This is a genomic window from Myxococcus xanthus, assembly GCF_013116825.1.
In the GTDB taxonomy this organism is placed as follows: Bacteria; Myxococcota; Myxococcia; order Myxococcales; family Myxococcaceae; genus Myxococcus; species Myxococcus xanthus_B.
In genome coordinates, this window is record NZ_JABFNS010000144.1 from 1 (window position 1) to 23968 (window position 23968).

Annotated in this window: 24 protein-coding genes; 15 read left to right on the top strand and 9 right to left on the bottom strand. The window is 69.4% G+C overall.

Annotated elements, in window-relative coordinates; translation table 11 throughout:
• The first annotated feature begins 128 nt into the window (after positions 1-128).
• On the top strand, positions 129-944 hold the full coding sequence (locus HNV26_RS31060; protein WP_171444501.1) for an alpha/beta fold hydrolase: 816 nt from the start codon (positions 129-131) through the stop codon (positions 942-944).
• 32 nt (positions 945-976) lie between these two features.
• Positions 977-1963 (top strand): extracellular catalytic domain type 1 short-chain-length polyhydroxyalkanoate depolymerase, encoded by a 987-nt coding sequence (locus tag HNV26_RS31065; protein ID WP_171444502.1) that lies wholly within the window; start codon positions 977-979, stop codon positions 1961-1963.
• A gap of 12 nt (positions 1964-1975) precedes the next feature.
• Here HNV26_RS31065 and HNV26_RS31070 read toward each other — a convergent pair whose 3' ends face one another.
• On the bottom strand, positions 1976-2917 hold the full coding sequence (locus HNV26_RS31070; RefSeq protein WP_171444503.1) for an MBL fold metallo-hydrolase: 942 nt from the start codon (positions 2915-2917) through the stop codon (positions 1976-1978).
• Positions 2918-3005: 88 nt separating this feature from the next.
• On the opposite strand from HNV26_RS31070, the gene HNV26_RS31075 reads away from it, so the two are divergent.
• From HNV26_RS31075 to mltA, 4 genes are all read left to right on the top strand, one after another.
• A complete protein-coding gene (locus HNV26_RS31075) occupies positions 3006-3890 on the top strand; it encodes a LysR family transcriptional regulator (RefSeq protein WP_171444504.1) in 885 nt (294 codons plus the stop codon).
• Between the two features lie 94 nt (positions 3891-3984).
• Positions 3985-5661, top strand: coding sequence for an isovaleryl-CoA dehydrogenase (locus HNV26_RS31080; RefSeq protein WP_171444505.1), 1677 nt, complete (start codon positions 3985-3987; stop codon positions 5659-5661).
• Between the two features lie 63 nt (positions 5662-5724).
• Complete coding sequence (locus HNV26_RS31085) at positions 5725-6546, top strand: SDR family oxidoreductase (RefSeq protein ID WP_171444506.1); 822 nt, start codon at positions 5725-5727, stop codon at positions 6544-6546.
• 159 nt (positions 6547-6705) lie between these two features.
• Positions 6706-7941, top strand: a complete 1236-nt coding sequence (gene mltA, locus HNV26_RS31090; RefSeq protein ID WP_171444507.1) for a murein transglycosylase A — start codon at positions 6706-6708, stop codon at positions 7939-7941.
• Here the strand turns inward: mltA and HNV26_RS31095 are convergent.
• Positions 7925-8383, bottom strand: a complete 459-nt coding sequence (locus HNV26_RS31095; protein WP_171444508.1) for an OsmC family protein — start codon at positions 8381-8383, stop codon at positions 7925-7927. The two genes, mltA and HNV26_RS31095, sit on opposite strands and share 17 nt — an antisense overlap.
• Before the next feature lie 275 nt (positions 8384-8658).
• Here HNV26_RS31095 and HNV26_RS31100 point away from each other — a divergent pair, with 275 nt between their 5' ends.
• The 3 genes from HNV26_RS31100 to HNV26_RS31110 all read left to right on the top strand — a co-directional run bounded on the left by HNV26_RS31100 (position 8659) and on the right by HNV26_RS31110 (position 11802).
• Complete coding sequence (locus HNV26_RS31100; RefSeq protein ID WP_366817064.1) at positions 8659-9738, top strand: isopenicillin N synthase family oxygenase; 1080 nt, start codon at positions 8659-8661, stop codon at positions 9736-9738.
• A gap of 40 nt (positions 9739-9778) precedes the next feature.
• Positions 9779-10147, top strand: a complete 369-nt coding sequence (locus HNV26_RS31105) for a DUF2845 domain-containing protein (protein WP_141255152.1) — start codon at positions 9779-9781, stop codon at positions 10145-10147.
• Between the two features lie 74 nt (positions 10148-10221).
• Positions 10222-11802, top strand: a complete 1581-nt coding sequence (locus HNV26_RS31110) for a carboxypeptidase-like regulatory domain-containing protein (protein ID WP_171444510.1) — start codon at positions 10222-10224, stop codon at positions 11800-11802.
• 12 nt (positions 11803-11814) lie between these two features.
• On the opposite strand, the gene HNV26_RS31115 is transcribed toward HNV26_RS31110, so the two are convergent.
• Positions 11815-13134 (bottom strand): DsbA family protein, encoded by a 1320-nt coding sequence (locus HNV26_RS31115; RefSeq protein WP_171444511.1) that lies wholly within the window; start codon positions 13132-13134, stop codon positions 11815-11817.
• 272 nt (positions 13135-13406) lie between these two features.
• On the opposite strand from HNV26_RS31115, the gene HNV26_RS31120 reads away from it, so the two are divergent.
• Both HNV26_RS31120 and HNV26_RS31125 read left to right on the top strand, forming a co-directional pair.
• Positions 13407-14036 carry a hypothetical protein gene (locus HNV26_RS31120; RefSeq protein ID WP_171444512.1) on the top strand — a complete coding sequence of 210 codons (630 nt, stop codon included), beginning with the start codon at positions 13407-13409 and terminating at the stop codon, positions 14034-14036.
• 69 nt (positions 14037-14105) lie between these two features.
• Entirely contained in the window at positions 14106-14327 is a 222-nt protein-coding gene (locus HNV26_RS31125) for a PH domain-containing protein (protein WP_253817229.1), read from the top strand.
• Positions 14328-14337: 10 nt separating this feature from the next.
• Here HNV26_RS31125 and HNV26_RS31130 read toward each other — a convergent pair whose 3' ends face one another.
• The gene (locus HNV26_RS31130) at positions 14338-14940 is read right to left on the bottom strand and encodes a CDP-alcohol phosphatidyltransferase family protein (protein WP_171444514.1); all 603 of its coding nucleotides are present in this window, start codon (positions 14938-14940) and stop codon (positions 14338-14340) included.
• A 117-nt stretch (positions 14941-15057) separates the two neighbouring features.
• On the opposite strand from HNV26_RS31130, the gene HNV26_RS31135 reads away from it, so the two are divergent.
• The gene (locus HNV26_RS31135; RefSeq protein WP_171444515.1) at positions 15058-16074 is read left to right on the top strand and encodes a DUF4846 domain-containing protein; all 1017 of its coding nucleotides are present in this window, start codon (positions 15058-15060) and stop codon (positions 16072-16074) included.
• An 89-nt stretch (positions 16075-16163) separates the two neighbouring features.
• Here the strand turns inward: HNV26_RS31135 and HNV26_RS31140 are convergent, their stop codons facing one another.
• The 4 genes from HNV26_RS31140 to HNV26_RS31155 form a co-directional block, all read right to left on the bottom strand.
• A complete protein-coding gene (locus HNV26_RS31140) occupies positions 16164-17216 on the bottom strand; it encodes a fatty acid desaturase family protein (RefSeq protein WP_171444516.1) in 1053 nt (350 codons plus the stop codon).
• A gap of 310 nt (positions 17217-17526) precedes the next feature.
• A complete protein-coding gene (locus HNV26_RS31145) occupies positions 17527-18804 on the bottom strand; it encodes a cytochrome P450 (RefSeq protein WP_366817065.1) in 1278 nt (425 codons plus the stop codon).
• 394 nt (positions 18805-19198) lie between these two features.
• Positions 19199-19612: an STAS/SEC14 domain-containing protein gene (locus tag HNV26_RS31150; protein ID WP_171444518.1), complete on the bottom strand. Its 414-nt coding sequence runs from the start codon at positions 19610-19612 to the stop codon at positions 19199-19201.
• A 94-nt stretch (positions 19613-19706) separates the two neighbouring features.
• On the bottom strand, positions 19707-20126 hold the full coding sequence (locus HNV26_RS31155; RefSeq protein WP_140857975.1) for a SpoIIAA family protein: 420 nt from the start codon (positions 20124-20126) through the stop codon (positions 19707-19709).
• A 243-nt stretch (positions 20127-20369) separates the two neighbouring features.
• Here HNV26_RS31155 and HNV26_RS31160 point away from each other — a divergent pair, with 243 nt between their 5' ends.
• The 3 genes from HNV26_RS31160 (at position 20370) to HNV26_RS31170 (ending at position 23453) form a co-directional block, all read left to right on the top strand.
• A complete protein-coding gene (locus tag HNV26_RS31160; protein WP_171444519.1) occupies positions 20370-21650 on the top strand; it encodes an ABC transporter substrate-binding protein in 1281 nt (426 codons plus the stop codon).
• Positions 21651-21768: 118 nt separating this feature from the next.
• Complete coding sequence (locus tag HNV26_RS31165) at positions 21769-22647, top strand: carbohydrate ABC transporter permease (RefSeq protein WP_171444521.1); 879 nt, start codon at positions 21769-21771, stop codon at positions 22645-22647.
• Positions 22644-23453, top strand: a complete 810-nt coding sequence (locus HNV26_RS31170) for a carbohydrate ABC transporter permease (RefSeq protein WP_140869852.1) — start codon at positions 22644-22646, stop codon at positions 23451-23453. The genes HNV26_RS31165 and HNV26_RS31170 overlap by 4 nt, the downstream gene beginning before the upstream one ends.
• Positions 23454-23463: 10 nt before the next feature.
• Here HNV26_RS31170 and HNV26_RS31175 read toward each other — a convergent pair whose 3' ends face one another.
• Positions 23464-23709 (bottom strand): hypothetical protein, encoded by a 246-nt coding sequence (locus HNV26_RS31175; protein ID WP_171444520.1) that lies wholly within the window; start codon positions 23707-23709, stop codon positions 23464-23466.
• Positions 23710-23968 lie beyond the last annotated feature (259 nt).

A 23968-nucleotide genomic window follows, 5' to 3' on the forward strand; every position in this document is an offset into this window, starting at 1 on the left:
GGCGTCCGTGGCGCGCAGGCGAGAGCGGGGGGAGGTGCTCATGGGGTACTCTTGAAAAACGAACGTTCGTTCATGTAGCTTCGGACCTGCGATTCGACACGCTTCCTACCTGAATCTGGGGTCCGAACATGCCGTTGCTCCAGTTGGAGGAGCTCTCCCTCTACTTCGAGGAATCGGGTGAGGGCACTCCCGTGCTGCTTCTTCACGGGCTGGGTTCCTCTGGCCGGGACTGGGAGTCCGTGGCACCCAGACTGACGGGCCGCCATCGCGTCATCATTCCCGATGCGCGGGGGCATGGCCGCAGCGGAAAGCCGCCGGGTGTCTATGGCGTGCCGCGCTTCGCCCGGGACATCGCCGGGCTGTGTGACGCGCTGGGGCTCACCGGCGTCCACGTGGTGGGGCTGTCCATGGGCGGGATGATGGGGTTCCAGCTCGCGGTGGACCGGCCGGAGCTGGTGCGCAGCCTGGTCATCGTCAACAGCGGGCCGGAGCTGGTGGCGCGCACGCTGCGCCGCAAGTTCGAGTTCGGCTTGCGCCTGACGCTGCTGAAGCTGCTGGGGCCCTCGGTGCTGGCCAAGGTCCTGGCGCCCAAGCTCTTCCCCAAGCCAGGGCAGGAAGCGCTTCGTCAGCGCGCGCTGGAGATATTCAGCGCCAACGACCCGGACGCGTACCTGCGCGCGACGAAGGGGTTGGTGGGGTGGAGCGTCATGCGGCACCTGGGCGGCATCACCTGCCCGGTGCTGGTGCTCGCGTCCGACAGGGACTACACGCCCGTGTCCACGAAGCAGGCCTATGTGGACCTGCTGCCGAACGCGCGGCTCCAGGTGTTGAGTGATTCCGGCCATGCGTCACCGCATGACCAGCCCGACAAGGTCGCCGAAGCCGTGGCGGCCTTCCTGGCCGGAGTCGAGGACGCCGCGGCGGATGCGCGGCAGCCGGGCTGAGCGCGGTTCCCCCACCCCGAAGGAGTCAGCCAATGAAGCGGAACGCTGTCACGTGCTCGCGCACGGGGTTGTTGCTGCTCGCCGTCCTCACGCTCACCGCCGCGGCGCCCGCGCGCGCCGGCACCTGGGTCCATGGCATCGAAGGGACCCGGGGCTTCCAGCTCTGGGTGCCCACGGGGTACCAGGCGGACACGCCGCTGCCCCTGGTGGTGGCGCTGCACGGCTGCTTCCAGAACCCGAGCCAGTTCGCCGGCCTCTCGCGCCTCAACGAGAAGGCGGACGCGGAGACGTTCCTGGTGCTGTACCCGAACCAGGCGACGTTCGCGAACCCCACGCAGTGCTGGAACTTCATGCTGGTGCTCAACCAGACGCGAGACCACGGTGAGCCCGCGCTCGTGGTGGGCATGGTGGAGCAGGTGAAGCGGCGCTACGCGGTGGATGCGCGCCGCATCTACGTGGGCGGCGTCAGCTCCGGCGCGGTGCTCACGGGGACGCTGCTGGCCTGCTACTCGGACGTGTTCGCCGCGGGGATGATTGGCGCGGGGGCCATGTACAAGGCGGCCACCACGATTTCGGGCACGGGCTTCGCGATGCTCTTCGGCAGCATCTACCACCCGGATGACCGGGGCTGGGACGCGTGGGTGTGCTCGGGCCGTCCGCGTCACACGGTGCCGGTGCTCGTCGTGCACGGGACGAAGGACAGCGTCGTCTCCATCGTCAACGGCCGGCAGGCGACGCGGCAGTTCCTCCAGACCAGCGACTACGGCGATGACGGCGTGGCCAACGACAGCATCCGTCCGGTGGCCACGCAGGTGACGCGGGCCAGTGTGCCTGGCGGGCGCGCGTACACGGTGGAGGACTACGTCTACGGCGGCTCGCTGGTGGCGCGGCACATCGAAATCCAGGGGATGGACCACGCCTGGCCCGGCGGGGATTCGCGCTATCCCTTCGCCGACCCGTCCGGGCCGGATGGCACCAGCATCATGTGGGACTTCTTCCGGCAGCACACCCGGAACTGAGGACTCCGCGCGTCAGTGTTGGTGGCCCAGGCGCACCTCGACCTCGGGGTGGGCCTGGGCGAACGCGCGCAGCTTCTTGAAGCTCACCGTGGCCCGGTCCGCGTCGTTGTTGAACGAGCCGGGCTCCACGTCGTGTTCCCATCCCCAGCGGGTGTGGCTGATGTCCCCCGCGAGCAGCACCGGGCCCTTCGTGGAGCGCACCAGGTACGCGGTGGTGCCGGGCGTGTGGCCGGGCAGCCAGAGCGCCCACACGGAGCCGTCCCCGAAGATGTCCACCGCGCCGTCGAACAGGCCGGCGTCCTCCCTCGCGTAGGTCCACTCCGACAGCGGCGGCTTGCCGGCCAGGGCCCGGTCGCTGTTGCCCTGGATGACGAGGTTCACGAAGGCGCGGTCGGAGGTCTCACCCGGTCCGGTGTAGACGGGAGTCCCGGCGGGCACGTCCGCCATGCCGGTGATGTGGTCCGGATGCAGGTGTGTGAGGAACACGCCCGCCAGCGGCTGTTGCTGCTTCGCCAGCCACTCCCCCAGCGGCGCGTGCACCGTCATCTTCTCCATGTTCATGGCGCTGGCGAGGAGCCCGCGCATGGCGGCCTTCTCCGGCGCGTCCCGCAGCGCCGTCTCCACGCCGGTGTCGATGATGAAGAGCCCTTTCTCCGGGTGACGGAGGGCGTGGAAGAAGACCTGGACCGGTTCATCCCCGTCCTCCAGGCCCGCGCGCTTCGAGGTGGGGTGGTCCAGGTTGATGAGGCCGCCGCGCTCCACGGCCCAGTCGCAGGAGACGACCGTCTCCAGCTCCACGGGGCCGGGCTGCGTCAGCATCGGTAGCAGCTCCGACGAAGGGCGCGCCTTGCCGAGCGCGGAGGGCTGCACGCCATGTGAGGTGACGGCGCAGCCCGTGAGGGCGGCGGTGGCGAGCACGGTGGCGAACGAGAGGGCAAGGGAACGGTTCCGCATGGTGGGGCTCCTGCACGTCGAGACAGGCGCAAGGTAGCGATGCGAGAATGGATGGAAAATGGCGATTCAGGCATGAGGTCATGCATTCATGGATATCTCCTGGGATGACGCGCGGCTGTTCCTCGCCATCGCGGAGACGGGCAGCTTCAGTGGGGCGGCGCGGCGGCTCCGCATCGGTCAGCCCACGGTGAGCCGGCGGCTGGCGGCGCTGGAGTACGCGGTGGGCGCCTCCCTGTTCCGCCGAGGCGTGGACGGGGCGGTGCTGACGGCGGCGGGCGAGCGGCTGGTGCTACCGGCCAAGAAGATGGCGGAGTGGGCCGGAGAGCTGCACCGCGCGGCGGAGTCGTCGGACACGTCGCCTCGCGGCCTGGTGCGGGTGACGGCGGCGCCGTACATGTGCTTCGACTTCCTCGCGCCCTTCTCGGGGGCGGTGGCGAAGAAGCACCCGGGGCTGCGCTTGGAGGTGCTCTCCGGGATTCAGTACCTGGACCTGGGGCGCGGCGAGGCGGACCTCGCGCTGCGGGCCCGGTGCCCGCCGAACGCGGACTTGAAGCGCGTGCATGGGGTGCAGATTCGCAACGCCGTCTTCGTGGCGAAGTCGCTCAAGGCGAAGCTGCCCAGGCGGCCCACGCTCCAGCAGATTCCGTGGGTGGCCTGGGCGCCGCCGTTCGATGCGACGCCGCCCAACCCCCAGTTGGAGTCCATCATCCCCGGCTTCTCGCCCGTGTTCACCGCCGACAACTACCTGGTGCTGCTGGCCGCGGCCGAGGCGGGCGTGGGGGCCATGGTGCTGGGCGACCTGCGGCACCGCTTCGTGCGGGAGCGGAGCCTCGTGCCGCTCGACCTGGACCTGGGGCCCTATGCCACCAGCGAGCTGCACCTGGTCTGCGCGAAGTCCGCGCTCGACATACCGCGTGTGCGGAAGGTTTCGGAGCTGCTGGTCGAGGAGCTGGAGCAGGCGAAGAAGCGGTGACACGCCGCATCCGCCCCTCGGGTTGCGATGGCCTGCCGCGCGTGTTCACGGTAATCCAGGGGCACCGGGCATTGTCCCCTGGAGGACCTTCACCATGACTGAACGCAACGCCATTGCCGCCGGTTTCCTCACGCACGAAGTCACGAACCAGCCGCCGCCGCTCGAGTACGACGCGTGGACGACGGACACCGTGCTCCGCGAGGTGGTGGCCCGCGAGGGCGGAGGCTGGGCGGAGGCCGACCTGGCGAAGTACGGCCCCGTGGTGGGCGGGGAGATGCAGCAGCTGGCGTTCCTCGCCAACGAGAACAAGCCCAGGTTCCGGCCCTTCGACCGCTACGGCAACCGCCGAGACGAGGTGGAGTTCCATCCCGCGTACCACCGGCTGATGGAGCTGGGCATGGCCCACGGCGTGTCGGGTTTCGCCTGGCGCAACGAGGACAAGCCCGGCGCCCACGTGGCGCGCATGGCCCTCTTCTATCTGCACAACCAGGCGGACCAGGGGACGAGCTGTCCGCTCACGATGACGTATGCGTCGGTGCCCGCGCTGCGCCACCAGCCGGAGGTGGCGATGGAGTGGCTGCCGCGCGTGAGCTCGGCGTCCTACGACAGCCGCTTCATCCCCGCCGCGCAGAAGTCAGGCGCCACCATTGGCATGGGCATGACGGAGAAGCAGGGTGGCTCCGACGTGCGCACCAACACCACCAAGGCGCACCGCCTGGGTGAAGGCCGCGGGCCCGGCCAGCCCTACGCGCTGGTGGGCCACAAGTGGTTCTTCTCCGCGCCCATGAGCGATGCCTTCCTGGTGCTGGCGCACGCGGAGGGGGGCCTGTCGTGCTTCCTGATGCCGCGCTTCACGCCGGACGGCGCGCTCAACGCCATCCGCGTCCAGCGGCTGAAGGACAAGCTGGGCGACTGGAGCAACGCCAGCTCGGAGGTGGAGCTGCACGGTGCCTACGCGGTGATGGTGGGCGCGGAGGGCCGCGGTGTCCCCACCATCCTGGAGATGGTCGCGCTGACGCGGCAGGACTGCATGATTGGCTCCAGCGGGCAGATGCGTCAGGCGCTGGTGCAGGCCATCCACCACACGCGCCACCGCGTGGCGTTCGGCAAGCGGCTCATCGACCAGCCGCTGATGCGCAACGTGCTGGCGGACCTGGCGCTGGAGCTGGAGGCCCATGTCGCGCTCACCGGGCGCGTCTCCCGCGCGGTGGACGCCACGCCTCGGGACGAGAAGGAGGCCGCGTTCTGCCGCATCGCCACGGCGGTGGGGAAGTACTGGGTGTGCAAGCGCACGCCCTCCTTCGTCAACGAGGCGCAGGAGTGCCTGGGCGGCGCGGGTTACGTGGAGGAGACGAACCTGCCGCGCCTGTATCGGCAGGCCCCGCTCAACTCCATCTGGGAGGGCAGCGGCAACATCCAGTGCCTGGACGTGCTGCGCGCGGCGTCGCGCGAGCCGGCCAGCCGGGAAGCCCTCTTCGCCGAGCTCCTGGCCGCGCAGGGCGGGCACCCCGCCTACGACGAGGCCACCGCGCGGCTGGGCAAGGAGCTGGCGAACACGGACTCGCTGGAGGCGCGCTCGCGCACCATCGTGGAGGGGCTGGCGCTGGCGCTCCAGGCATCGCTGCTGATTCGCGCGGGCAACACCGCCGTGTCGGATGCCTTCTGCGAGTCCCGCCTGGGCGGAGCGCATGGACAGACGTTTGGGACGCTACCGGCCCACGCTCCTATGCAGATGCTCATCGAGCGCGCCTTCTCCGAGGGCGCGAAGTGATGGAGCCCGTCGCCAAGGTGGCGCATCGGAAGCCATCCGCCCGTTCGTGATAGGAGGACCCCCATGTCCAATCTCCAGGGAAAGACGCTGTTCATCACCGGTGCCAGCCGTGGCATCGGCAAGGCCATTGCCCTCCGCGCTGCCCGGGATGGCGCCAACATCATCATCGCCGCCAAGACGACGGAGCCGCACCCCAAGCTCCCCGGCACCATCTACACGGCGGCGGAGGAAATCGAGAAGGCGGGCGGCAAGGCGCTGCCCTGTGCCGTGGACATCCGCGACGAGCAGCAGATTGCCGCCGCCGTGGCCAAGGCGGTGGAGACCTTCGGCGGCATCGACATCCTGGTGAACAACGCCAGCGCCATCAGCCTCACGGGCACGCTCGAGACGCCGATGAAGCGCTTCGACCTGATGCACGGCATCAACACGCGTGGCACGTATGCGTGTTCGCAGGCGTGTATTCCGTACCTGAAGAAGGCCAGCAACCCGCACATCCTCAACAACTCGCCGCCGCTCAACATGGAGGCGCGCTGGTTCGCGCCCCACGTCGCGTACACCATGGCGAAGTTCGGCATGAGCATGTGCGTGCTGGGCATGGCGGAGGAGCTGCGCTCGGACGGCATCGCGGTGAACGCCATCTGGCCGCGCACCGTCATCGCCACCGCGGCGGTGCAGAACCTGCTGGGCGGGGATGAGACCATCCGCGGCTGCCGGACGCCGGAAATCATGGCGGACGCGGCCTACGCCATCCTCACCAAGCCGAGCCGCGAGTTCACCGGCAACTTCTGCATCGACGAGGAGGTCCTCCGCGGCGTGGGCGTGACGGACTTCGACAAGTATCAGATGGTGCCCGGGGCGGAGCTGCTCCCCGACTACTTCATCTGAGCGCGCAGCGCAGATGCGCTGAGCGACGGCGCCGCCGCGGTGGGCGAACCCTCCGCGGCGTGTCGTCCATGGGCCGCTGACGCCTGGCCGCTCGCTCATCCCGGACACGCCAGTCCCCATTCGCCGCACCGGGGCAGGTGCGATAGGTAGAGGAGCCACATGGACATGCGGCACCTCCGAATCCTCCTGCTGTCGACGCTGGGGCTCCTCGCCTCGGCCTGTCCGAGCCCCACCCGCGCTCCCGTCACCAGCCCCGAGGACGCGCTCGTCGGCCTGGCTCGCAAGATGGAGCCCCGGGACGACGGTGACGTCGCGTCCCTGCGGACCGCCGTCGCGGAGAGCCTCGTGTGGCTGCGCAGCCGCCCGTCCGACCACCGCTTCATCTACGGCGCGCGGCAGGTCTCCATCGCCGAGCTGCGGACCGCGCTGGAGCGCCTGCACGCGCGGCTTCGCGAGGACCTCACGCCGGAGGCGCTGTGGGCCCTGGTCCTGGAGGACTTCGAGCCGCTGGAGGCCGCCGGAGGCGAGGACGGCCAGGTGCTCTTCACCGGCTACTACGAGCCGACCATCGAGGCGAGCCTGACGCGCACGGACGTGTACAACGTGCCCATCCACGGGCCTCCGTCCGACTTGGTTGAAGTCCCGCTGGAGCCCTTCGCGGAGCGCTTCAGGTCAGAGCGAGTCGTGGGCCGGCTCGACGGGCGGAAGGTGGTGCCGTACTGGTCGCGCGGGGACATCCGTGGGGGGCGGCTCAGCGGACGGAAGCTGGAGCTGGCGTGGGCCAAGGACCCGGTGGCGCTCTTCTTCCTGGAGGTGCAGGGCAGCGGTTCGTTGCTCCTGCCGGATGGGAGTCGGCGCCGCATCGGCTACGCCGCGTCGAATGGGAAGCCGTATCGCAGCATCGGCTCGCTGCTCATCCAGGAGGGCGCCATCCCCAAGGAGGAGATGTCGATGCAGGCGCTGCGCGCGTGGCTGGCCGCGAATCCCCAGCAGTGTCACCGGGTGCTCGACCACAACGAGTCCTACGTGTTCTTCCGCTTCCTCAACACCGCGTCGGTGGGGTCGCTCGGGCGGCCGGTGACGGCGGGGCGCTCCATCGCGACGGACGCGCGGCTGTTCCCCAAGGGGGGCCTGGCCTTCATCCACACCGAGCGCCCGGTGCGCATGGCGGATGGCTCCGTGCAGTGGAAGCCGCTGTCGCGCTTCGTGCTCAACCAGGACACGGGCGGGGCCATCCGGGGCGCGGGCCGGGTGGACGTCTTCTGGGGCGCGGGCCCGCAGGCGGAGCTGGCGGCGGGGATGATGAAGCAGAAGGGGCGGCTGCTCTTCCTCGTCCCCCGGCCCGGCCGCGCCGCGCCCCTGGTGGCGCCGGTGCCCGTCACGCCTCCGAAGTAGCGGCCTTCAAGGTGAGGTGCACCGGCGTGGCGTTGGCGAGGTTGTCGCTCACCGGGCAGCGTGCCTCCACCTCGCGCTTGAGGCGGGCGAGTTGATCCGCGTTCGCGGGCGTGTGGACCTGGATGGTGACCTCCAGGGACTGGTAGCCCGCGCGTGCGCCGCCGCGCTTTCCGGCGAACGTCGACGGGTCCAATGCGCCGCGCACGGTGATGTCCGTGCGCGTCACCGGGATGCCCAGCTCCCGGGCGATGTAGAAGGTCATGTAGTTCAGGCAGCCCGCGTGTGCGGCCAGGATGAAGTCGAGCGGACTGGGGGCGCCATTGCGGCCACCCAACTCCACGGGCTCGTCCATGAATATCTTGAAGGCGCCCGCGTCGGTGATGCTGCGCGCCATGCTCTCTCCGACGGTACGGACCTCTCCGGTATACAGCGGGCTTTCCATCGCGGGGTTCTCCTTGTGAGAGGAAATACGACCCCTCATGTGAATCCGGGTTGTCGCCGCGCGCGACTGCCCTGGGGGACGAGGGAGCGGGGCCTGGCGCGAGAGCAGGGGGGGCCGCCCACCACCGAGAGACGCAGGTGGCACGCATGCGCCCAAACCGGGCAGTATGGCGCCCGTCTCCCTTGTCACGGGTGGCCTGTGCACACCCTGCCCGGCGCGGATGCCGGTGTGGCGCCGTGGGGAGAAGACACGAGGCACCTGGGATGAGCAGCGACGTGGCGGAAACGAAAGACGGAGTGGTTCTTCTCGACTATGCGCAGCTCGTGGCGGGCGCGGACCTGAGCGCCGCCATCGCGCGCGCCTACGGGCCTGACGGCATTGGTCTGCTCGTCGTTCGGGGCATCCCCGGGCTGGTCGAGCTGCGCGACAACCTGCTGCCCCTGGGCTTCCGCTTCGCCGCGCTGCCCACCGAGGTGAAGGACCGCTACGTCCACGCGCGCAGCAGCTACTCGTTCGGCTGGAGCCACGGGAAGGAGCTGCTGCGCCCCGGCCAGTTCGACGAGTTCAAGGGCTCGTACTACAACAACCCGCAGTACGACGTGCCGCACACCGACGCGGAGCTCATCGAGAAGCACCCGGAGAACTACCACCCCAACGTGTGGCCGGACGCGGACTTCCCGGAGCTGCGGCCCGCCTTCATGGCGCTGGGCCAGCGGATGGTGGACGTGGGCGTGCTGGTCGCCGAGCAGTGCGACAAGTACGTGCAAGCCAGACTGGGCAGCCGCCTGGCACCGGACGCGGCGCTGGCGAAGACGATTCGTGAGTCGCGCGCGTGCAAGGCGCGGCTGCTCTACTACTTCGCCATCAACGAGGACGCGACGCCGCGCACGCGCGACTCGTGGTGCGGCTGGCACAGCGACCACGGCTCGCTCACGGCGCTCTGCCCGGCCATGTACTTCGAGGCCGAGCCGGGCGCGACGGAGCCGGCGCGCAAGGACATCCCGGTGCCGGACCCGGAGGCGGGCCTGTACGTGCGCACGCGGTCCGGCGAGGAGCGCAAGGTCGTCATCCCGAAGGACAGCCTGGCCTTCCAGATTGGCGAAAGCTCCCAGATTGTCACCGGCGGGCTGCTGCGGTCCACGCCGCACGCGGTGCAGGCGCTGGCCCATCCGGCCAGCCGCAACATCTCCCGCGCCACCTTCGCGGTGTTCATGCAGCCGGACAATGACATGCACCTGCGTCCGCCGGAGGGCGTGGACCCCGCCGAGCAGAAGGTGGGCGCCTTCCAGCCTGGAATGACTTTCGGCGACTTCGCCAAGGCGACGTTCGCGAAGTTCTACAACCCCTACGCGTAGCGTGCTCCGCCCACACGGGCATCCTGCGCCGTTGACCTGAATGGAGAGGAGACACCCCATGCGAGCTCTTGGATTGGCGGTCGTGCTTTCAATGGCCGGGGTGCCGGTGGCGGCGGAGGCGGCCTCGCTCCGCTGTGGCCAGGCGCTGGTGGCGGATGGGGCGCTCAAGACCGAGGTGCTCGCCAAGTGTGGGGAGCCGGCGGCGAAGAGCTTCCGCACGGTGACGGACTCGGCGGGCTCGGTGACGCCTGACAGGAACACGGGGGGCGTCACGACGGAGCGGCGGTCCGTCACCCGGGAGTACGAGGAGTGGACCTACAACTTCGGGCCGCGCCGCTTCATGCAGGTGGTGACGTTCGAGAACGGCCGTCTCATCGACGTGCAGAGCGCGGGCTACGGCAGCGAGTAGCCGGGCCGGGATGTGCCCACCCGGACGGACAGTGATAGCCTCCCGGTTCCACTGCTGGAGCTGGGGGCCGTTCAATGATGCACGGGTTTCGCTGGGGCATTGGTCTGAGTGCCATGGCGGCGGTGCTCGGAGGCCTGGGCATGTGGCGCGCGGAGCGGGCGGCGCAGCCGGTGCTCGTGGAGGTGCCCTTTCCAGAGTTCGCGCGGCTCCCGTCCCTGCCGCCGCTCCCCCTGCCGCCGCCGACGATGGATGGCGCGGCGGATTCGATTCGGGTCCGGGCCGTCTCCCAGCGCACCGGTGCGCCGCTGGCGGGCGCTCGGGTATCCCTCCTCCGAGGGTTGTTCGCGCCCGGCCTGGGAGAGCGGTTGCCCGATGAGACAGCGCTGACGGACGCGTCGGGCGTGGTGACCTTCAGGGCGCCTGGCGCGGGCGTGATGACCGTCTGCGCACGGGGGGCCGGTCACGCCGAGCGCTGTGAGCGGGACGTGGGCGTGGTTGCCGGGGGCTCGCTCGTCGTGGAGCTGAAGCTGCAACCAGGGGCCTTCGTGGAGGGGCAGGTCCTCCTGCATGACGGGACGCCGGCGGAGGGTGTCCGGCTGGTCGCATCCGGTGACCCGATGTTGCTGGAGATGACGCCTGTCTGGGCCACGACGGATGCACAGGGACGCTACACGCTGGATGGCGTGACGCCGGGCTACCCCGTCAGCATGACGCCTTTCGCGCCCGAGGGAGAGGGGCTCCGCCGGTCCGTGGGCGCGGAGCTGACCGCCGGCGAGGTGCGGCGGTTCGACTTCCAACTCGGGGCGTTCGTTCCGGTCACCGTCAAGCCGGTGATGGGGCGCCGGCGTGGGGCGGAGTCGGTGGAGTCCGTCCATGTGAATGTCCAGCTCCAGCCCCAGCAGGACGGCACCTTCACGGGCATCACCGAGTCGGGGCGCCACGCCGTCTCCGTGTGGGGCCACCGGAACGGGCGGGCGGTGTCGGCACGGAAGGACGTGACGCTGGTGCCCGGTGCTCCGGCGGTCATCGCGTTCCCCTTCGCCGAGCTCAAGGAGGGCGGGAGGGTGTGGCAGTGGTACTCCAGCGACCCTGGCGAGTTCGAGGTCTCCGGTCGCGTCTTCCTCTCGGACGGCACGCCGGTGAAGGGGGCCTGGATTGGGTCGCAGAAGCCCGGTCCACGGGGGCGGAGGTGTGGCAACTCGGCCGAGGACCACGCGCAGGTCCGCTTCGATGGCCCCGAATTCGTGGTGACGCCCCGGGCGGGAGCAGGGCGAATCTTCGCGTGGCTGCCGGATGGCCGCGCGGGCAGCGCCGTCGTCCGAGGCGGGAAGGGGGAGCGCGTGTCCGTCGACATCCACCTGGAGGAGACGGGCGCCGTCGCCGGGATGATGGATTTCGGGGACGACCACCTCTGGGGCTACCGCGAGGAAATCACCGTCAACCATGAGTGGGTCGGTGCGTCGCACTACACGTTGTTGGACGGCCGCATCTTCGTGCCGGGGTTGAAGCCGGGGAAACACGTGCTGCGCACCTCGCTTGGGACGGTGGAGTTCAACGTCAACGCCCGCGAGGTGACGAACGTGGGCGTGTTGAGACGGCCGCCGGAGCCGGAGGCCGCGGTCTCTGATTCAGAGGTCGCGGCCTCGGAGCCGTGAGTCGCCGCGCGACTACCGCGCCGCCTTCCGCAGCTCATCGTCGATGATGGCGCGGAAGTGCTCCACCGGCCGGGCGCCCGTCACCGGACGGCCGTTGATGAAGAACGTGGGCGTGCCCGTGGCGCCCACGCGCATGGCCTGGGCGACGTCCGCGGACACGTGCGCGTCATGCTTGCGCGAGTCCAGCGCCGCGTTGAAGCGGCCCACGTCCAGGCCCACCTGCCGCGCGTAGTCCTCCAGCGACGCCCGGTCCAGCTTGCGCTGATTGGCGAAGAGCACGTCGTGGAACTCCCAGAACCTGCCCTGCGCGTGCGCCTCCATGGCCGCCTCCGCCGCCACCTGTGCGTTCGCGTGCTGCGCCAGGGGCTGGTGCTTGAAGGCCACCCGCAGCTTGCCGGGGTACGCGGCCTCCAGCGCCTTCATCGTCGGCACCACGCGGGCGCAGAACGGGCACTCGAAGTCCGAGAACGCCACCACCGTCACCGGCGCGTTGGCCGGGCCCCGGGTCGGCGCGGTGCCCACGTCCACCTGCTGGATGGCCGGCTCCTCGGGCATCATCTGCTCCGTGGGCGGGCTGTCCTTTCCGGCGGAGAGGGTGCGCGCGTAGACCTCCGTCGGCCGCACGCCCGTCCGCACCAGGGCCTCCGCCTTGCTCAGCTCCTCGTCCACCACACCCGTGAAGACCTCCAGCGGCTGGGCCCCGCTGATGAAGCGGCCATTCACGTAGAAGGCAGGCGTGCCGGTGGCGCCCAACCGCATCGCCAGCGCTTCGTCCTGGCGGATGCGCTCCGCCAGCCGCGGGTCCGCGCGGTCCTGATTCCAGCGCGAGATGTTCAAGCCCACCTTCATAGCGTAGCGCTCCAGGTCGGCCTCGCTCAGCGCTCGCGGGTTGGCGAAGAGTGCCTCATGCATCTCCCAGAACTTGCCCTGCTCACCCGCCGCCAGCGCCGCCAGCGCCGCCGGCCGCGCGCGAGGGTGGTTGGCCAGCGGGTGGTGCTTCATCACCACGCGCAGCTTGCGGCCATAGCGCTCCTGGAGTTGCTTCACCGTGCCGTTCGCACGTGAGCAGAACGGGCACTCGTAGTCGGAGAACTCCACCAACGTGACGAGCGCGTCCTCCGCTCCCGCTGTCGGTGAGTCATTGACCGGCACCTTGTAGACGGTGGGCGAAATCGGCGCACGCGGACGCGCGCCGGGGGCGGGGGCCTTCGCCGCGAGGTTGGCCGCATGGGCCGTTCCCGTGGCCAGTTCGGTGGGACGCGCCAGGCGCCCTCCCGCGAAGCCCAACGCCAGACCGACACTCAGGCTCACCCAGACAGACGACTTTGACATGGTGTTCTCCAGGAAAAGACACACCCGTGGCGCCGCGGTCCGCCGCGTGACACCACCGGACCAGGCTTGCTCAGGCCCGGCGCCCCAGGAGTGACGCGAGGCAATTGGGAGTTTCAGCGCGGCCTCGAAGAATCTCCGCGCCGCGGCCGGTCCCCATGGGGGCAGGCGATGGACCGCCAGGTGGGTGGCTCTCCTCCGCATCCCGGCCGGGCCGGTGGTTGTCCGTCACCCGGCAGGCCCCACCTTTGAAGCGGAAAGGAGGTCAGGGCCTCATGCTGCGCAAGGTGAGCTTGTGGGTGTTGGGTATCGTTGGGCTGTCGATGTTGCTCTGTGGCGGCGTGGCGACGGCGCAAGGCACACAGCAGGTGCCCGCGGGGGCGGAACAGGCGCCAACGGGACAGGCCCCGACTGGGACGGACGTCGCGGCGCTCCAGCGCGAAGTGGACCAGCTGCGCGCCGAGCTGTTGCAGCTCCGCCAGGAGGTGACGCAGCTCCGGGGGCAAGTCACGGGCACGGGCGGCGCGGGCATTCCTCCAGGCGCGAGGGTGGTGAGCCCTCGGCGGGACACGGCTGACCAGCAGGGCACGGGCGCCGCGGGCGCCGTCCAAGACGTGCCACCCGAGGGCTCGGACGTGCCTTCGCCTCCGGGGACGGCCGTGGTGGACGCCGTCTATACCGGGGTGGTGCGCTCCGTGGGCGACACGGAGGTGGCCATCGCCGTCGGGGAAGGTCCGCCGCTGACGCTGCGCGTGGACCCTCGGACGCGGGTGCTCCGGGACGGGCGCAATATCGCCTTGCGGAAGCTCGAGCCCGGCGAGCATGTCCGAGCCGTGGTGAACCTGCTGGATGAGGAGCGGACGATGGAGATTTCCGTGCTCCCCTCCACTCCGGCCGGGAAGTGAGGTGCCAGGCCCATCCACGCTCCGTCAGTCGCGCGCCCGATGCTCGTCCCCGAGGGGGAGGTTCCCATCATGTCTGCTTACGACCGTTACCGTGCACTCCTGAACAAGCTGCGGCTCGTCCGCGCCCGGCACCCTGAAGGCGACTCACCCGAGGAGGACGGTCTGCTCGACGACATGGATGACGTCTGGATGGAGATGAGCGAGGGCGAACGCTCCGCCATCGCCACCGAAAGGGCCCGGGTGCTGGGCCTTCCCGGAGCCCAACCCGCGGACTCGGCGGCGCAGCCCTGACGCCGCCGCCCTACTTGCGCGCGGGCGGCAGGGAGGAGCCCGAGGAGGTCGCGCCGCCGGACTCCGGCTTCATCCGCCGCGGGCCGGCGTCCCGCTCCCGGGCCTTCAGCACCGCGTGGGAGTAGTCCACCACCGACGCGAAGGACAGGACGCCGATGAGCGCGACCAGGGGCACCACCGCGGGGGGAAACAGCAGCACGCACAGCAGCGTCACCAACTGCAAGGACGTGACGGCCTTGCCCAGCATCCGCGCCTTCAGCTCCACCGAGCGCAGCCTGGGCGCCAGTCGGGCGATGAAGAAGCCCACGGTGGTGCCGACGTCGCGCAGCACCAGCAGCAGCACCGCCACCCCGCTGATGAGCCCGTCGAGGTAGCAGACGAGGATGGCCGTCACCATGAAGGCGCGGTCGGCCACCGGGTCGATGAGCGCGCCCAGCCGCGTGGCGAGCCCCTTGTTCCGGGCAATCCACCCATCCAGAAAGTCCGTGAAGGCGGCCAACACCACGAGCCCCGCGCGAACCCAGGCATCCGGGACGAGGATGAAGGCCACCGCCAGGGGCAGCCGAGTCAGCGACAAGGTGTTGAGCAGCGCGAGGCTCGCCTGTCGGCGCATACGACTCAAGGTAGTGCTCGGTCCCAGCCGCGCACGTTCCGGGGGCGGCGAGCGTTCAGCGGTAGACCCACCCCTGGGAACGCGGGGCAGTCAGGGAGCGACCGGAATCAAGCGAGCGTGAGGGAACTCCAGGCCCGTGAGAAACCTCCAACCCGAGGCGCCACCTGTCGTGCCGCCCTGACTCCTGGAGATGGCTGCTTCGTGTCCGCGTTCGACTGCTCGCCGTGCTCGTCCTCCCCGTCCTGGCCCGCCACCGAGGGCCGCTTTCGTCCGTGGGCCTGGACGCTCTTGTGGGCCTTGTGCCTGCTCCCTGTCTCCGGATGGGCCGTGGAGGAGGGGCAGCCCCGGCCCGCGACGCGGGAGGAGCTGGCGCGCTACGCATGGCTGCCGGCCCAGGCGGTGGTGCGCCCCTTGGAGACCGCGGTGGCGCCGCCGGAGGGCTACGCGCGGGTGCCGGTGGTGAAGGGCTCCTTCGGCGCCTGGCTGCGAGGCCTGCCGCTGCGGCCGGACGGCACGCCGGTGCTCAGCCACCAGGGCGGGCGGATTCTGGCGCCAGAGGACGCGCGGCTGGCGGCGGTGGCGGAGCTGGACGTGGGCACCGCCAACCTCCAGCAGTGCGCGGACTCCGTCATCCGCCTCCACGCGGAGTGGCTCTGGGCCAGCGGCAAGCGGGAGCGCCTGGCCTACCGCTTCACCAGCGGGCACCTGGCGGAGTGGCCCCGGTACGCGGAAGGGGACCGGGCGCGGGTATCGGGCTCGAAGGTGTCGTGGGTGCGCGGCGCGGCGCCGGATGCCTCACGCGCCAGCTTCCGCGCGTGGCTGGACCTGGTCTTCACCTACGCGGGCACGCACTCACTGGAGTCCCTCAAGGGGCGGCCCTCGCGCGAGGACGTGCGGCCCGGGGACTTCTTCGTGCTGGGTGGAAGTCCCGGGCACGTGGTGCTGGTGCTGGACGTGGCGGCCAACGCGGCGGGGAAGCGGGTGGCGCTGCTGGGGCAGGGGTTCATGCCCGCGCAGGACTTCCACGTGCTCTCCGCGGGAGGCGACACCGGACCCTGGTTTCCGCTGGAGGGCGAGGACGTGGTGACGCCCTTCTGGAAGCCCTTCCCCTGGTCCTCGCTGCGGCGCTTCTGAGCGCGGGCCCAGGCCTCGCCGGCCATCCTGGGTGGAGCCCCCCGGCTACACCTGGACGGCACGGCGCGAGGCCTGGCTCGCGGCGACCATTACGAGTGGAGCGGCTGGCTCAGGCGCGACGGCTGGGCCACGGCGGCAGCGGCGGCGGAGGCCTCCGGCTCACGCGTGAGGTACTGGATGAGGCTGTTCTCCTTGCCCAGGTACGTGTCGAACTGGTTCACGCCGTTCTCCAGCAGGCCGGCCTTGTCGAGCTGCGCGTGCATGGCGGGCAGGTTGTAGAAGGGCACGGAGGGGAAGGCGTGGTGGGTGAGGTGCAGGTTCACGTTGAGCGGCGCGATGAAGAAGTTCTCCAGCGCGGTGCCCAGGATGTCGCGCGTCTCGCGCGTCTCGTCACCGGACGTCGTCTCCTCGATGGGGTGCTCCCCCAGGGCGCGCATCCGGAAGAAGGCCATCATCACCGTCGTCGTCGGCAGCACCCACAAGAGCAGCCAGTGCAGCCACGCGCCCGTCGTCACCAGCACCGTGACGAGCGTGGCCACGTACAGCCAGTAGCGCAGGTGCTCGCCCGCGGAGATGCGGGGCTGGGCGCGGCCCACCAGGCGACCCCAGTACGTCCAGGGCAGCACCACCTTCAGGTGGTTGGGGGCGTACAGGCCCAGCGCGTCCGCCAGGAAGACGGCCGTGGCGCGCATCGGCGTGCGGGGGAAGTGCCAGGAGGCGTCCACCAGCTGGCCCGCGAGGTACGGGTCCTTCGGCGTATTCACGTAGCGGTGGTGCAGCATGTGCTCGTGCCGGTAGCCCGCCGTCGTCATGTTCAGCGGGAAGGCGCAGAGCAGATCGCTGACCACGTCCGACACCTTGCGGTTGGACAGGAAGTGGTAGTGCGCCGCCTCGTGCATCAGCGCCAGCAGCGCGTGCTGCCGGGTGGCGATGAGCACCGCCGCCAGCGGCCAGGCCCACCAGCGGTCCACGAGTAGAACGAAGGCAAATGCCGCCGCGATGACCAGCCACTGAGCGGCCATGGCCCACAGCGCACGCGCATTGTTCACCTTCGACAGCTCCCGGGTGATGGCCGCCAGCGCCTTGCGGTCCACTCGGTGCGCGTACTGAATGTCGGCCTCATCCACCACTTGAGCGTACATGTCGGGGGGCTCCTTCTGCTTTACTCGGAAGCAGGGTGTTCCTGGACTCTTTCGCGCGGAAATGGGTGGTGAGGCAAGAAAATTCTTTCTGGAATGCACGCCTTCCAGAGTGAGCGCGCCTGTTCGGGTCATCCTGTACCCGATGGGGGTCTGATTTGTCCCGCTCATTCACTCGAAGTGGGGTGGGTTTCTACCCTTCTTTGTGGGAAATCGTCCGCTTGGCGCTGGAAATCGCGGGTCTCCGGACATGACAAGGGCCTGGAGACCGGTGTCGGTCGCCAGGCCCTCGTTCACTCCCGGGTGGGTGGGCTCAGGCGGGGGTCCACTCCACTTTCAGGTGCTTCATCTGCCGCAGCACCAGGCTCTGCCAGGTGCCGAAGTCCTGGCCGGGGACGAGCTTCGGGTCCGGCAGCCGGTCCAGGAGGAGGTTGGTCGTGATTTCGAACTGGAGCCGGGCCAGGGGCGCGCCCAGGCAGAAGTGGGTGCCGCGGCCGTAGGTGAGGTGCTGCGGCACCTTCTCCCGGTCCACGTCCAGCTTGCTGGAATGGGGGCAGAGGGATTCGTCCCGGCTGCCGGCGGCGAAGAGGAGGAGCAGGCGCGAGCCCTGGGGAATCTTCACCCCGCCCAGCTCCACGTCCTCCTTCGCGGTGCGAATCATGGCGTGGGAGACGGAGTCGTAGCGGCTGGACTCCTCGAGGAACTTGGGCACCAGGTCGCGGTTGTCGCGAAGCCGCTGCCACAGGCCATGCTGCAGGGCCAGCTTCCAGGCGTTGGCCATCAGCGCGGTGGTGGACTCATGGCCGGCGGACAGCATGGACGCGCCCACGGCCATGACCAGCTCGTGCATCGTCAGGGCCTCGCCGTCGCTCTCCACGGCCACCAGGTAGCTGGTGAGGTCCTCCTGCGGGTTCTTCTTCCGGTCCTCGATGAGGCGGATGCAGTACTGCTGGAACTCGATGACGCCCTTCGCCATCTCCACCTGGAGCTCGGGGGCCACGTACTCGAAGACGAGCTGCTGCCAGTCGGAGCTCCAGCGCTTGATCTTCCAGACGTCCTCTTGCGGTACGCCCATGACGCCAAGGATGACGTGGACGGGGAGCGGCCATGCGAGCTGCTTCACCAGGTCCGCCTGGCCGTCCTGGACGAAGCGGTCCACCAGCGTGGTGGCCATCTCCCGGATGAAGGGGCCCATGCCGGCGATGCGCTGCGCGGTGAAGCCCCGGTTCATCAGGCGGCGCAGGCGGGTGTGCTCGGGGGGGTCCATGCCCAGCAGCACGTGCGCGGTGGGGAAGCCCTGGTCCAGGATGGCCTTGGCCTCGTCCGTGAGGTGGGTGCCGCTCACCAGCATGTCCCGGTTGGAGTACTGCGCCGGGCTCTTCAGCACCTGGGAGATGTCCTCGTAGCGGCTGACCAGCCACATGTTCAGCATGGGGCTGAAGCTGACGGGCTCGTCCTTGCGCAGCTTCTCGAAGAAGGCGTGCGGGTCCTCCGCGTGGGGGCCCGTGAACGGGTTGTACTGGGCACCCAGGTGGGGACAACGGCCCGCGGACGCGTGGGCTGGGACTCCGGTCTCTTCCTGCTTTTGCACGGACACAGGCATGGCGTGGCTCGCCAGACGAGCGCGGCCCCCCCGGCGCGCGGCTCGTCTGCAACGGGTGAATGGCAATGGAGGGGCCAGGCCCCTACAGGCGGTGGGTCAGGGGTGTGGGGAGCCGGCGAGGAACGACCGGGCAGGGTGGGGCTCCCCTAATCCGCCTATACAACGAATTCTGGCTTTATTGCCAGTAAGGGCACACTTTTTCATTTTCACTGGTTTTCGCTGTTGACGTTTGATTCCAGTAAAAATGCAGTAAGGACCGGACAGTGTGCGGAGATTCACTCAGGGCGTGCCATTCGGGCGAACTGAGGGCGCACCTGGAGCGTGCCCACCGGATGGCGGTGGTCAGGACTCCAGGGCATGAGGGGGGGAATCGGGCGGAGGCTCAGCCCAGCTTCTTCTTGTTCTTCTGGCGGTGCTGCGCCACCCAGGCGCGCGCCTCGTCGTGGTCCTTCACGAAGGTCGTCTCGAAGCGGGCCTTGCCGGTGAAGAGCATGCCCAGCGCGATGACCTTGCCGAAGGTCTGCTGCACCACGTCCGCGCCGACGTACACGGTGCCCTTGAACCAGTCCGCCTTGCCGTTCTCCGACAGGTAGCGCCGGGGCTCCGCGCCCAGCTGGGAGCGGCCGATGTCGGCGATCAGGTAGTAGGGCCCGTATTGCTGGGCAATCTCCCCGTACACGTCGACCGCGCGCTTGATTTCATCCAGGTCGATGGGGCCGACGAAGGTCGCCTGCACGAGGTCGGGCGCCTCGTAGCGCACCGAGTGGGAACCGAATGTCCATTCCAGTTGCTGCATGTCACTCCCTCCAGAAACCCTGGTGAGCATAACGCCCACCAGGGAATAGCGCGAGATGCATGCCTGTCAATTTGGGCGTGGATTTCCTGACCTGCTAGCCTGCTTTGCTCTTGAGCCGGAGCCGGTGCTGGGCCACCCAGGCGCGTGCTTCGTCCTGCGTCTTCACGAACACCGTCTCGAAGGTCGACTTGCCGGTGAAGAGCAGCGCCAGGGCAATGGCCTTGACGAAGGTCTGCATGACGATGTCGGCGCCGACGTAGAGGATGGCGTGGTACCAGTCGGAGCTGGCCTTCTCCGACATGTACCGGCGGCCGGCTGCTTCGAGCTGCGAGCGGCCGATGTCCGCGATGAGGTAGTACTGACCGTGGTCGGTGGCTGTCTGCTGGTAGAGCGCCACCGTCTCCTTCACCTCTTCCAGGGTGATGAGTCCGTTGAACTCCGCGACCAGGGTGTCTGGCTCCTCGAAGTGGGCCCGGTGGGCTCCGCACTGCCAATCCCGAGGCTGCTGTTTCATCGCTTCCCCCTCCCAGTTGTTCCTGCCTGGATGAGAATACCGCTGAGACAGCGTCCAAGCGAATCGTGGCTCTCCCTTGGTTCATGATGACTCACCGGACGTGATTGTTTTTGCGGGACGCACATGAATGTCTGGAAGGTTTGTTTTCATTCAGTGCGCAAGACTTCCGGGATGTTGACGCGCGGACCGACCCCGGATTCCCGGGCTTGACGGGGGTGGGGGTGACTGGAGTCATGGCCGCGCATGAGACGCGTCTCCTTCATCGTGCTCGCGCTGGGCCTCGTCGGGGTCCTGGGCGTCTGGGGCTGCCGGCGGCAGGATGCGGCGGGCGAGGCCGGGGGCCGCACGCGGCTGGTCTTCAAGTATCAGCCGCTGTGGGGGCCGCCGGAGCCGTTCCGTGAGCTGCTGGCGCGCTTCGAGCGGGAGAATCCGGGGGTGGAGCTCGTCACGGAGGCGCTGCCCAACGCGTCCGACCTGGCGCACCAGTTCTTCCTCACGGCGCTGGAGGGCGGGGCGAGGGATTTCGACGTGCTGGTGGTGGACGTCGTCTGGGTGCCCGAGTTCGCGCGCGCGGGGTGGATTGCCGACCTGTCCGCGGAGTTCCCGCCCGAGCGGCTGCGCGAGGACTTCTTCCCGGGCCCCGTGGAGGCCGTGGTGGTGGAGGGGCGCACGTACGCGGTGCCCTGGTACCTGGACGTGGGGCTGCTCTACTTCCGCACGGACCTGGTGCCGCGCGCGCCGCGCACCTACGCGGAGCTGGAGCGCTTCGCGCGCGAGGCGATGGCGAAGACGCCCGGGCTCCAGGGATACGTGTGGCAGGGGCGGCAGTACGAAGGCCTGTCCTGCAATGTGTACGAGGCGCTGTGGGGGCACGGCGGCCGGGCGCTGTCGGAGGATGGGCGGGTGCTGCTGGATGACGCGCCCGCGCGCGAGGCGCTCGCGTATCTGCGAGGGCTGGTGGAGCGCGGGGTGTCGCCCGCGACGGTGACGGGCTTCTCGGAGGAGGAGTCGCGCCGGGTGTTCCAGGAGGGGCGCGCGGTGTTCATGCGCAACTGGCCGTATGCGTGGAGCGAGGCGCAGAAGCCGGACTCGCCCATTCGCGGCAAGGTGGGCATCGCCCCGCTGCCGACGGTGAGCGGCGAGCCGGGTCCGGGGGCGCTGGGTGGGTGGCAGTTGGCTGTGAATGCCCATGTGTCGCCGGAGCGGCGGAAGCTGGCGGCGCGGCTGATTGCGCACCTCACGTCCCCGGAGGCCAACCGGGTGCTGGCGCTGAACTACGCGCGCAACCCGCCTCGGCCCGCCGTGTACCAGGATGCGCGTCTGCGCGAGGAGGCGCCCTTCATCGCCGGGCTGCTGCCCATGGTGGAGCGCGCGAAGCCTCGGCCGGTGACGCCGTACTACAACCTGATTTCGGATGTGCTCCAGAGCGAGTTCTCCGCCGCCGTGGCCGGGCTGCGCACGCCCGAGGCCGCGCTGAAGCGCGCGCAGCGGCAGGTGGACCATCTGACGGGGGAGGGGCCGTGAGCGCGCACCGTTTCAGCGGAGGTGCGCCGCGGCGCGATGGCGCGAGGGCGGCGCGTGGTGGCGCCCTGGATTCGTGCGGCGCGTTGGCGGTGGCGGCCGCTCCGGGGGCGGCGCGATGATGAAGCCAAGGGGCTCGCTGGCGCGGGAGCGGCGGCAGGCCTACCTGCTGGTGGCGCCGGCGGTGTTGGTGCTGGGGGGCGTGGCGCTGTACCCCATCCTGGCCGCGGTGTGGCTGAGCCTGCACCGCTTCATCCTCGTCTTTGGCGAGCGGCGCTTCACGGGGCTGGAGAACTACGCGTACCTGCTGGGGGACTCGCGCTTCTGGGCGGCGCTGGGGAACACGGCGTACTTCACGGCGGTGGCGGTGACGGTGGAGTTGGTGCTCGCGGTGCCGCTGGCGTTGCTGCTTCAGAAGGCGTTCCCTGGAAGGGGGCTGCTGCGCGCGTCGGTGCTGGTGCCGTGGGCGATTCCCACCGTGGTGAGCGCTCGGCTGTGGGCGTGGATGTTCAACCCCGAGTACGGCGTCATCAACCGGCTGCTCCCCGGGCAGGACATCAACTGGTTGGGGGCGCCCGGGTATGCGTTGCACGCGGCCATCCTGGTGGACGTGTGGAAGACGACGCCCTTCGTGGCGCTGTTGGTGCTCGCGGGCCTGCAGGGCATCTCCGAGGACCTGTACAAGGCGGCGCGGGTGGACGGGGCCTCGCCGTGGCGGACCTTTGTCTCGATAACGCTGCCGTTGCTCAAGCCTGCGCTGCTGTTGGCGTTGCTGTTCCGTTCGTTGGATGCGTTCCGGGTGTTTGACGCCATCTACGTGCTGACGGAGGGCGGGCCGGCGAACACGACGGAGACGCTGAGCATCTACGCGTACAAGACGCTGATGCGTTCGGGGGACTTCGGGTACGGGAGCACGCTATCGGTGGCGACGTTCCTGTGCGTGGTGTTGCTGGCGGCGGTGTGGCTGCGGCTCTTGGGGCGTGAGGAGGCGGCGCGATGAAGCGGCCGGGGCTGGGCACCGCGCTGGCGGTGGTGGCGTTCCTGACCTTCTTCCTGGGGCCCTTCTGCTGGCAGGTGCTGACGAGCCTGTGGCCAGATGGCGAGCTGACCCGGCCGTGGCCCTCGCACCTGACGCTGGAGAACTACGCGAGCGTCCTGTGGGGCCGGCCCTTCCTGCGCGTGGTGTTGAACTCGCTGGTGGTGGCGGCGCTGACCACGGGCTTCTGTCTCACGGTGGGGGCGGCGGCGGCGTTCGCCCTGGCGAAGCTGGAGTTTCGTGGCAAGGGGTTGCTGCTGAGCGCGGCGCTGGCGGTGAGCATGTTCCCGCCCATTGCCACGGTGAGTCCGCTGTATCTGATTCTGCGCTCGGTGGGGCTGCGAGACAGTCTGGTGGGACTGGCCTTGCCGTATGCGACGTTCGCGTTGCCGCTGACGCTGTGGGTGCTGACGTCGTTCTTCCGCGCGCTGCCCGACGAGCTCTACCGCGCGGCGCGCGTGGATGGCTGCACGCCGTTCCAGGCCTTCCGGCAGGTGTTGCTGCCTTTGGCCGCGCCGGGGCTGGCGACGACGGCGATTCTCGTCTTCATCTTCGCGTGGAATGAGTTCCTGTATGCGCTGACGTTCCTCTCCACGCCGGAGAAGCGCACCGTGCCCGTGGCCATCAGCCTGTTCGCCAGCGAGTACCGTGAGCCCTGGGGGGAGATTGCCGCGGCCTCCGTGGTGGCCACGCTCCCCCTGGTAGCGCTGACGGTGTTGTTCCAGCGGCGGATTGTGTCCGGGCTTACGGCGGGCGCGGTGAAGGAGTAGGGGCGCTCGGTCAGTGCTTCGGCGCCGTGAGGACGGCGCGCAGCTCGGTGGCCGCGGTGTCTGGAGCGGTCACGGCCTTGTTGACGAGGGCTTTCAGCGACGAGGCGCTGAGTTGGGAGAGGCGTTCCTCGGCATCGGGCGGCTGGAGAATTCCGCGTGCATTGGCGAAGGTCTGCAGGATTTCAATTCGGACCTGAACCCGTACGCGCCTCCGGATCGACTCACGTAGCTCTTCCCAGAAAGCTGAATCCTGCATGATGCCCCTCGTTAGGTAACTGAGCTTGCCCTTTCCGAGGAGGGCGCAGGCAGATCAATTCTAACATCTGAACGCGGTAAGGAAGCGCGACGCGCAGTGTTGCTCACGGATGAGCTGCGGGCACTGTCAGCGCATGCAATGCCGTGGTCCTGCTGGATTCCAGCCACAATGCTCTGTGCAGCCGGCAGGTGCGACACACTCGTGTACCGCACCGGGTTGTTGAGACACCAGGTTGGTCGTAATCAGACCCCGTCTGCCC

Excerpts from the sequence above, each read along its gene's own strand:
- HNV26_RS31060 (WP_171444501.1), top strand. The coding sequence starts at position 129 with ATGCCGTTGCTCCAGTTGGAGGAGCTCTCCCTCTACTTCGAGGAATCG.
- HNV26_RS31125 (WP_253817229.1), top strand. The coding sequence starts at position 14,106 with ATGTCTGCTTACGACCGTTACCGTGCACTCCTGAACAAGCTGCGGCTC.
- HNV26_RS31150 (WP_171444518.1), bottom strand. The coding sequence starts at position 19,612 with ATGCAGCAACTGGAATGGACATTCGGTTCCCACTCGGTGCGCTACGAG.
- HNV26_RS31085 (WP_171444506.1), top strand. The coding sequence starts at position 5,725 with ATGTCCAATCTCCAGGGAAAGACGCTGTTCATCACCGGTGCCAGCCGT.
- mltA (WP_171444507.1), top strand. The coding sequence starts at position 6,706 with ATGGACATGCGGCACCTCCGAATCCTCCTGCTGTCGACGCTGGGGCTC.
- HNV26_RS31175 (WP_171444520.1), bottom strand. The coding sequence starts at position 23,709 with ATGCAGGATTCAGCTTTCTGGGAAGAGCTACGTGAGTCGATCCGGAGG.
- HNV26_RS31120 (WP_171444512.1), top strand. The coding sequence starts at position 13,407 with ATGCTGCGCAAGGTGAGCTTGTGGGTGTTGGGTATCGTTGGGCTGTCG.
- HNV26_RS31070 (WP_171444503.1), bottom strand. The coding sequence starts at position 2,917 with ATGCGGAACCGTTCCCTTGCCCTCTCGTTCGCCACCGTGCTCGCCACC.
- HNV26_RS31165 (WP_171444521.1), top strand. The coding sequence starts at position 21,769 with ATGAAGCCAAGGGGCTCGCTGGCGCGGGAGCGGCGGCAGGCCTACCTG.
- HNV26_RS31080 (WP_171444505.1), top strand. The coding sequence starts at position 3,985 with ATGACTGAACGCAACGCCATTGCCGCCGGTTTCCTCACGCACGAAGTC.
- HNV26_RS31095 (WP_171444508.1), bottom strand. The coding sequence starts at position 8,383 with ATGGAAAGCCCGCTGTATACCGGAGAGGTCCGTACCGTCGGAGAGAGC.
- HNV26_RS31075 (WP_171444504.1), top strand. The coding sequence starts at position 3,006 with ATGGATATCTCCTGGGATGACGCGCGGCTGTTCCTCGCCATCGCGGAG.
- HNV26_RS31140 (WP_171444516.1), bottom strand. The coding sequence starts at position 17,216 with ATGTACGCTCAAGTGGTGGATGAGGCCGACATTCAGTACGCGCACCGA.
- HNV26_RS31130 (WP_171444514.1), bottom strand. The coding sequence starts at position 14,940 with ATGCGCCGACAGGCGAGCCTCGCGCTGCTCAACACCTTGTCGCTGACT.
- HNV26_RS31170 (WP_140869852.1), top strand. The coding sequence starts at position 22,644 with ATGAAGCGGCCGGGGCTGGGCACCGCGCTGGCGGTGGTGGCGTTCCTG.
- HNV26_RS31160 (WP_171444519.1), top strand. The coding sequence starts at position 20,370 with ATGAGACGCGTCTCCTTCATCGTGCTCGCGCTGGGCCTCGTCGGGGTC.
- HNV26_RS31065 (WP_171444502.1), top strand. The coding sequence starts at position 977 with ATGAAGCGGAACGCTGTCACGTGCTCGCGCACGGGGTTGTTGCTGCTC.
- HNV26_RS31110 (WP_171444510.1), top strand. The coding sequence starts at position 10,222 with ATGATGCACGGGTTTCGCTGGGGCATTGGTCTGAGTGCCATGGCGGCG.
- HNV26_RS31105 (WP_141255152.1), top strand. The coding sequence starts at position 9,779 with ATGGAGAGGAGACACCCCATGCGAGCTCTTGGATTGGCGGTCGTGCTT.
- HNV26_RS31155 (WP_140857975.1), bottom strand. The coding sequence starts at position 20,126 with ATGAAACAGCAGCCTCGGGATTGGCAGTGCGGAGCCCACCGGGCCCAC.
- HNV26_RS31115 (WP_171444511.1), bottom strand. The coding sequence starts at position 13,134 with ATGTCAAAGTCGTCTGTCTGGGTGAGCCTGAGTGTCGGTCTGGCGTTG.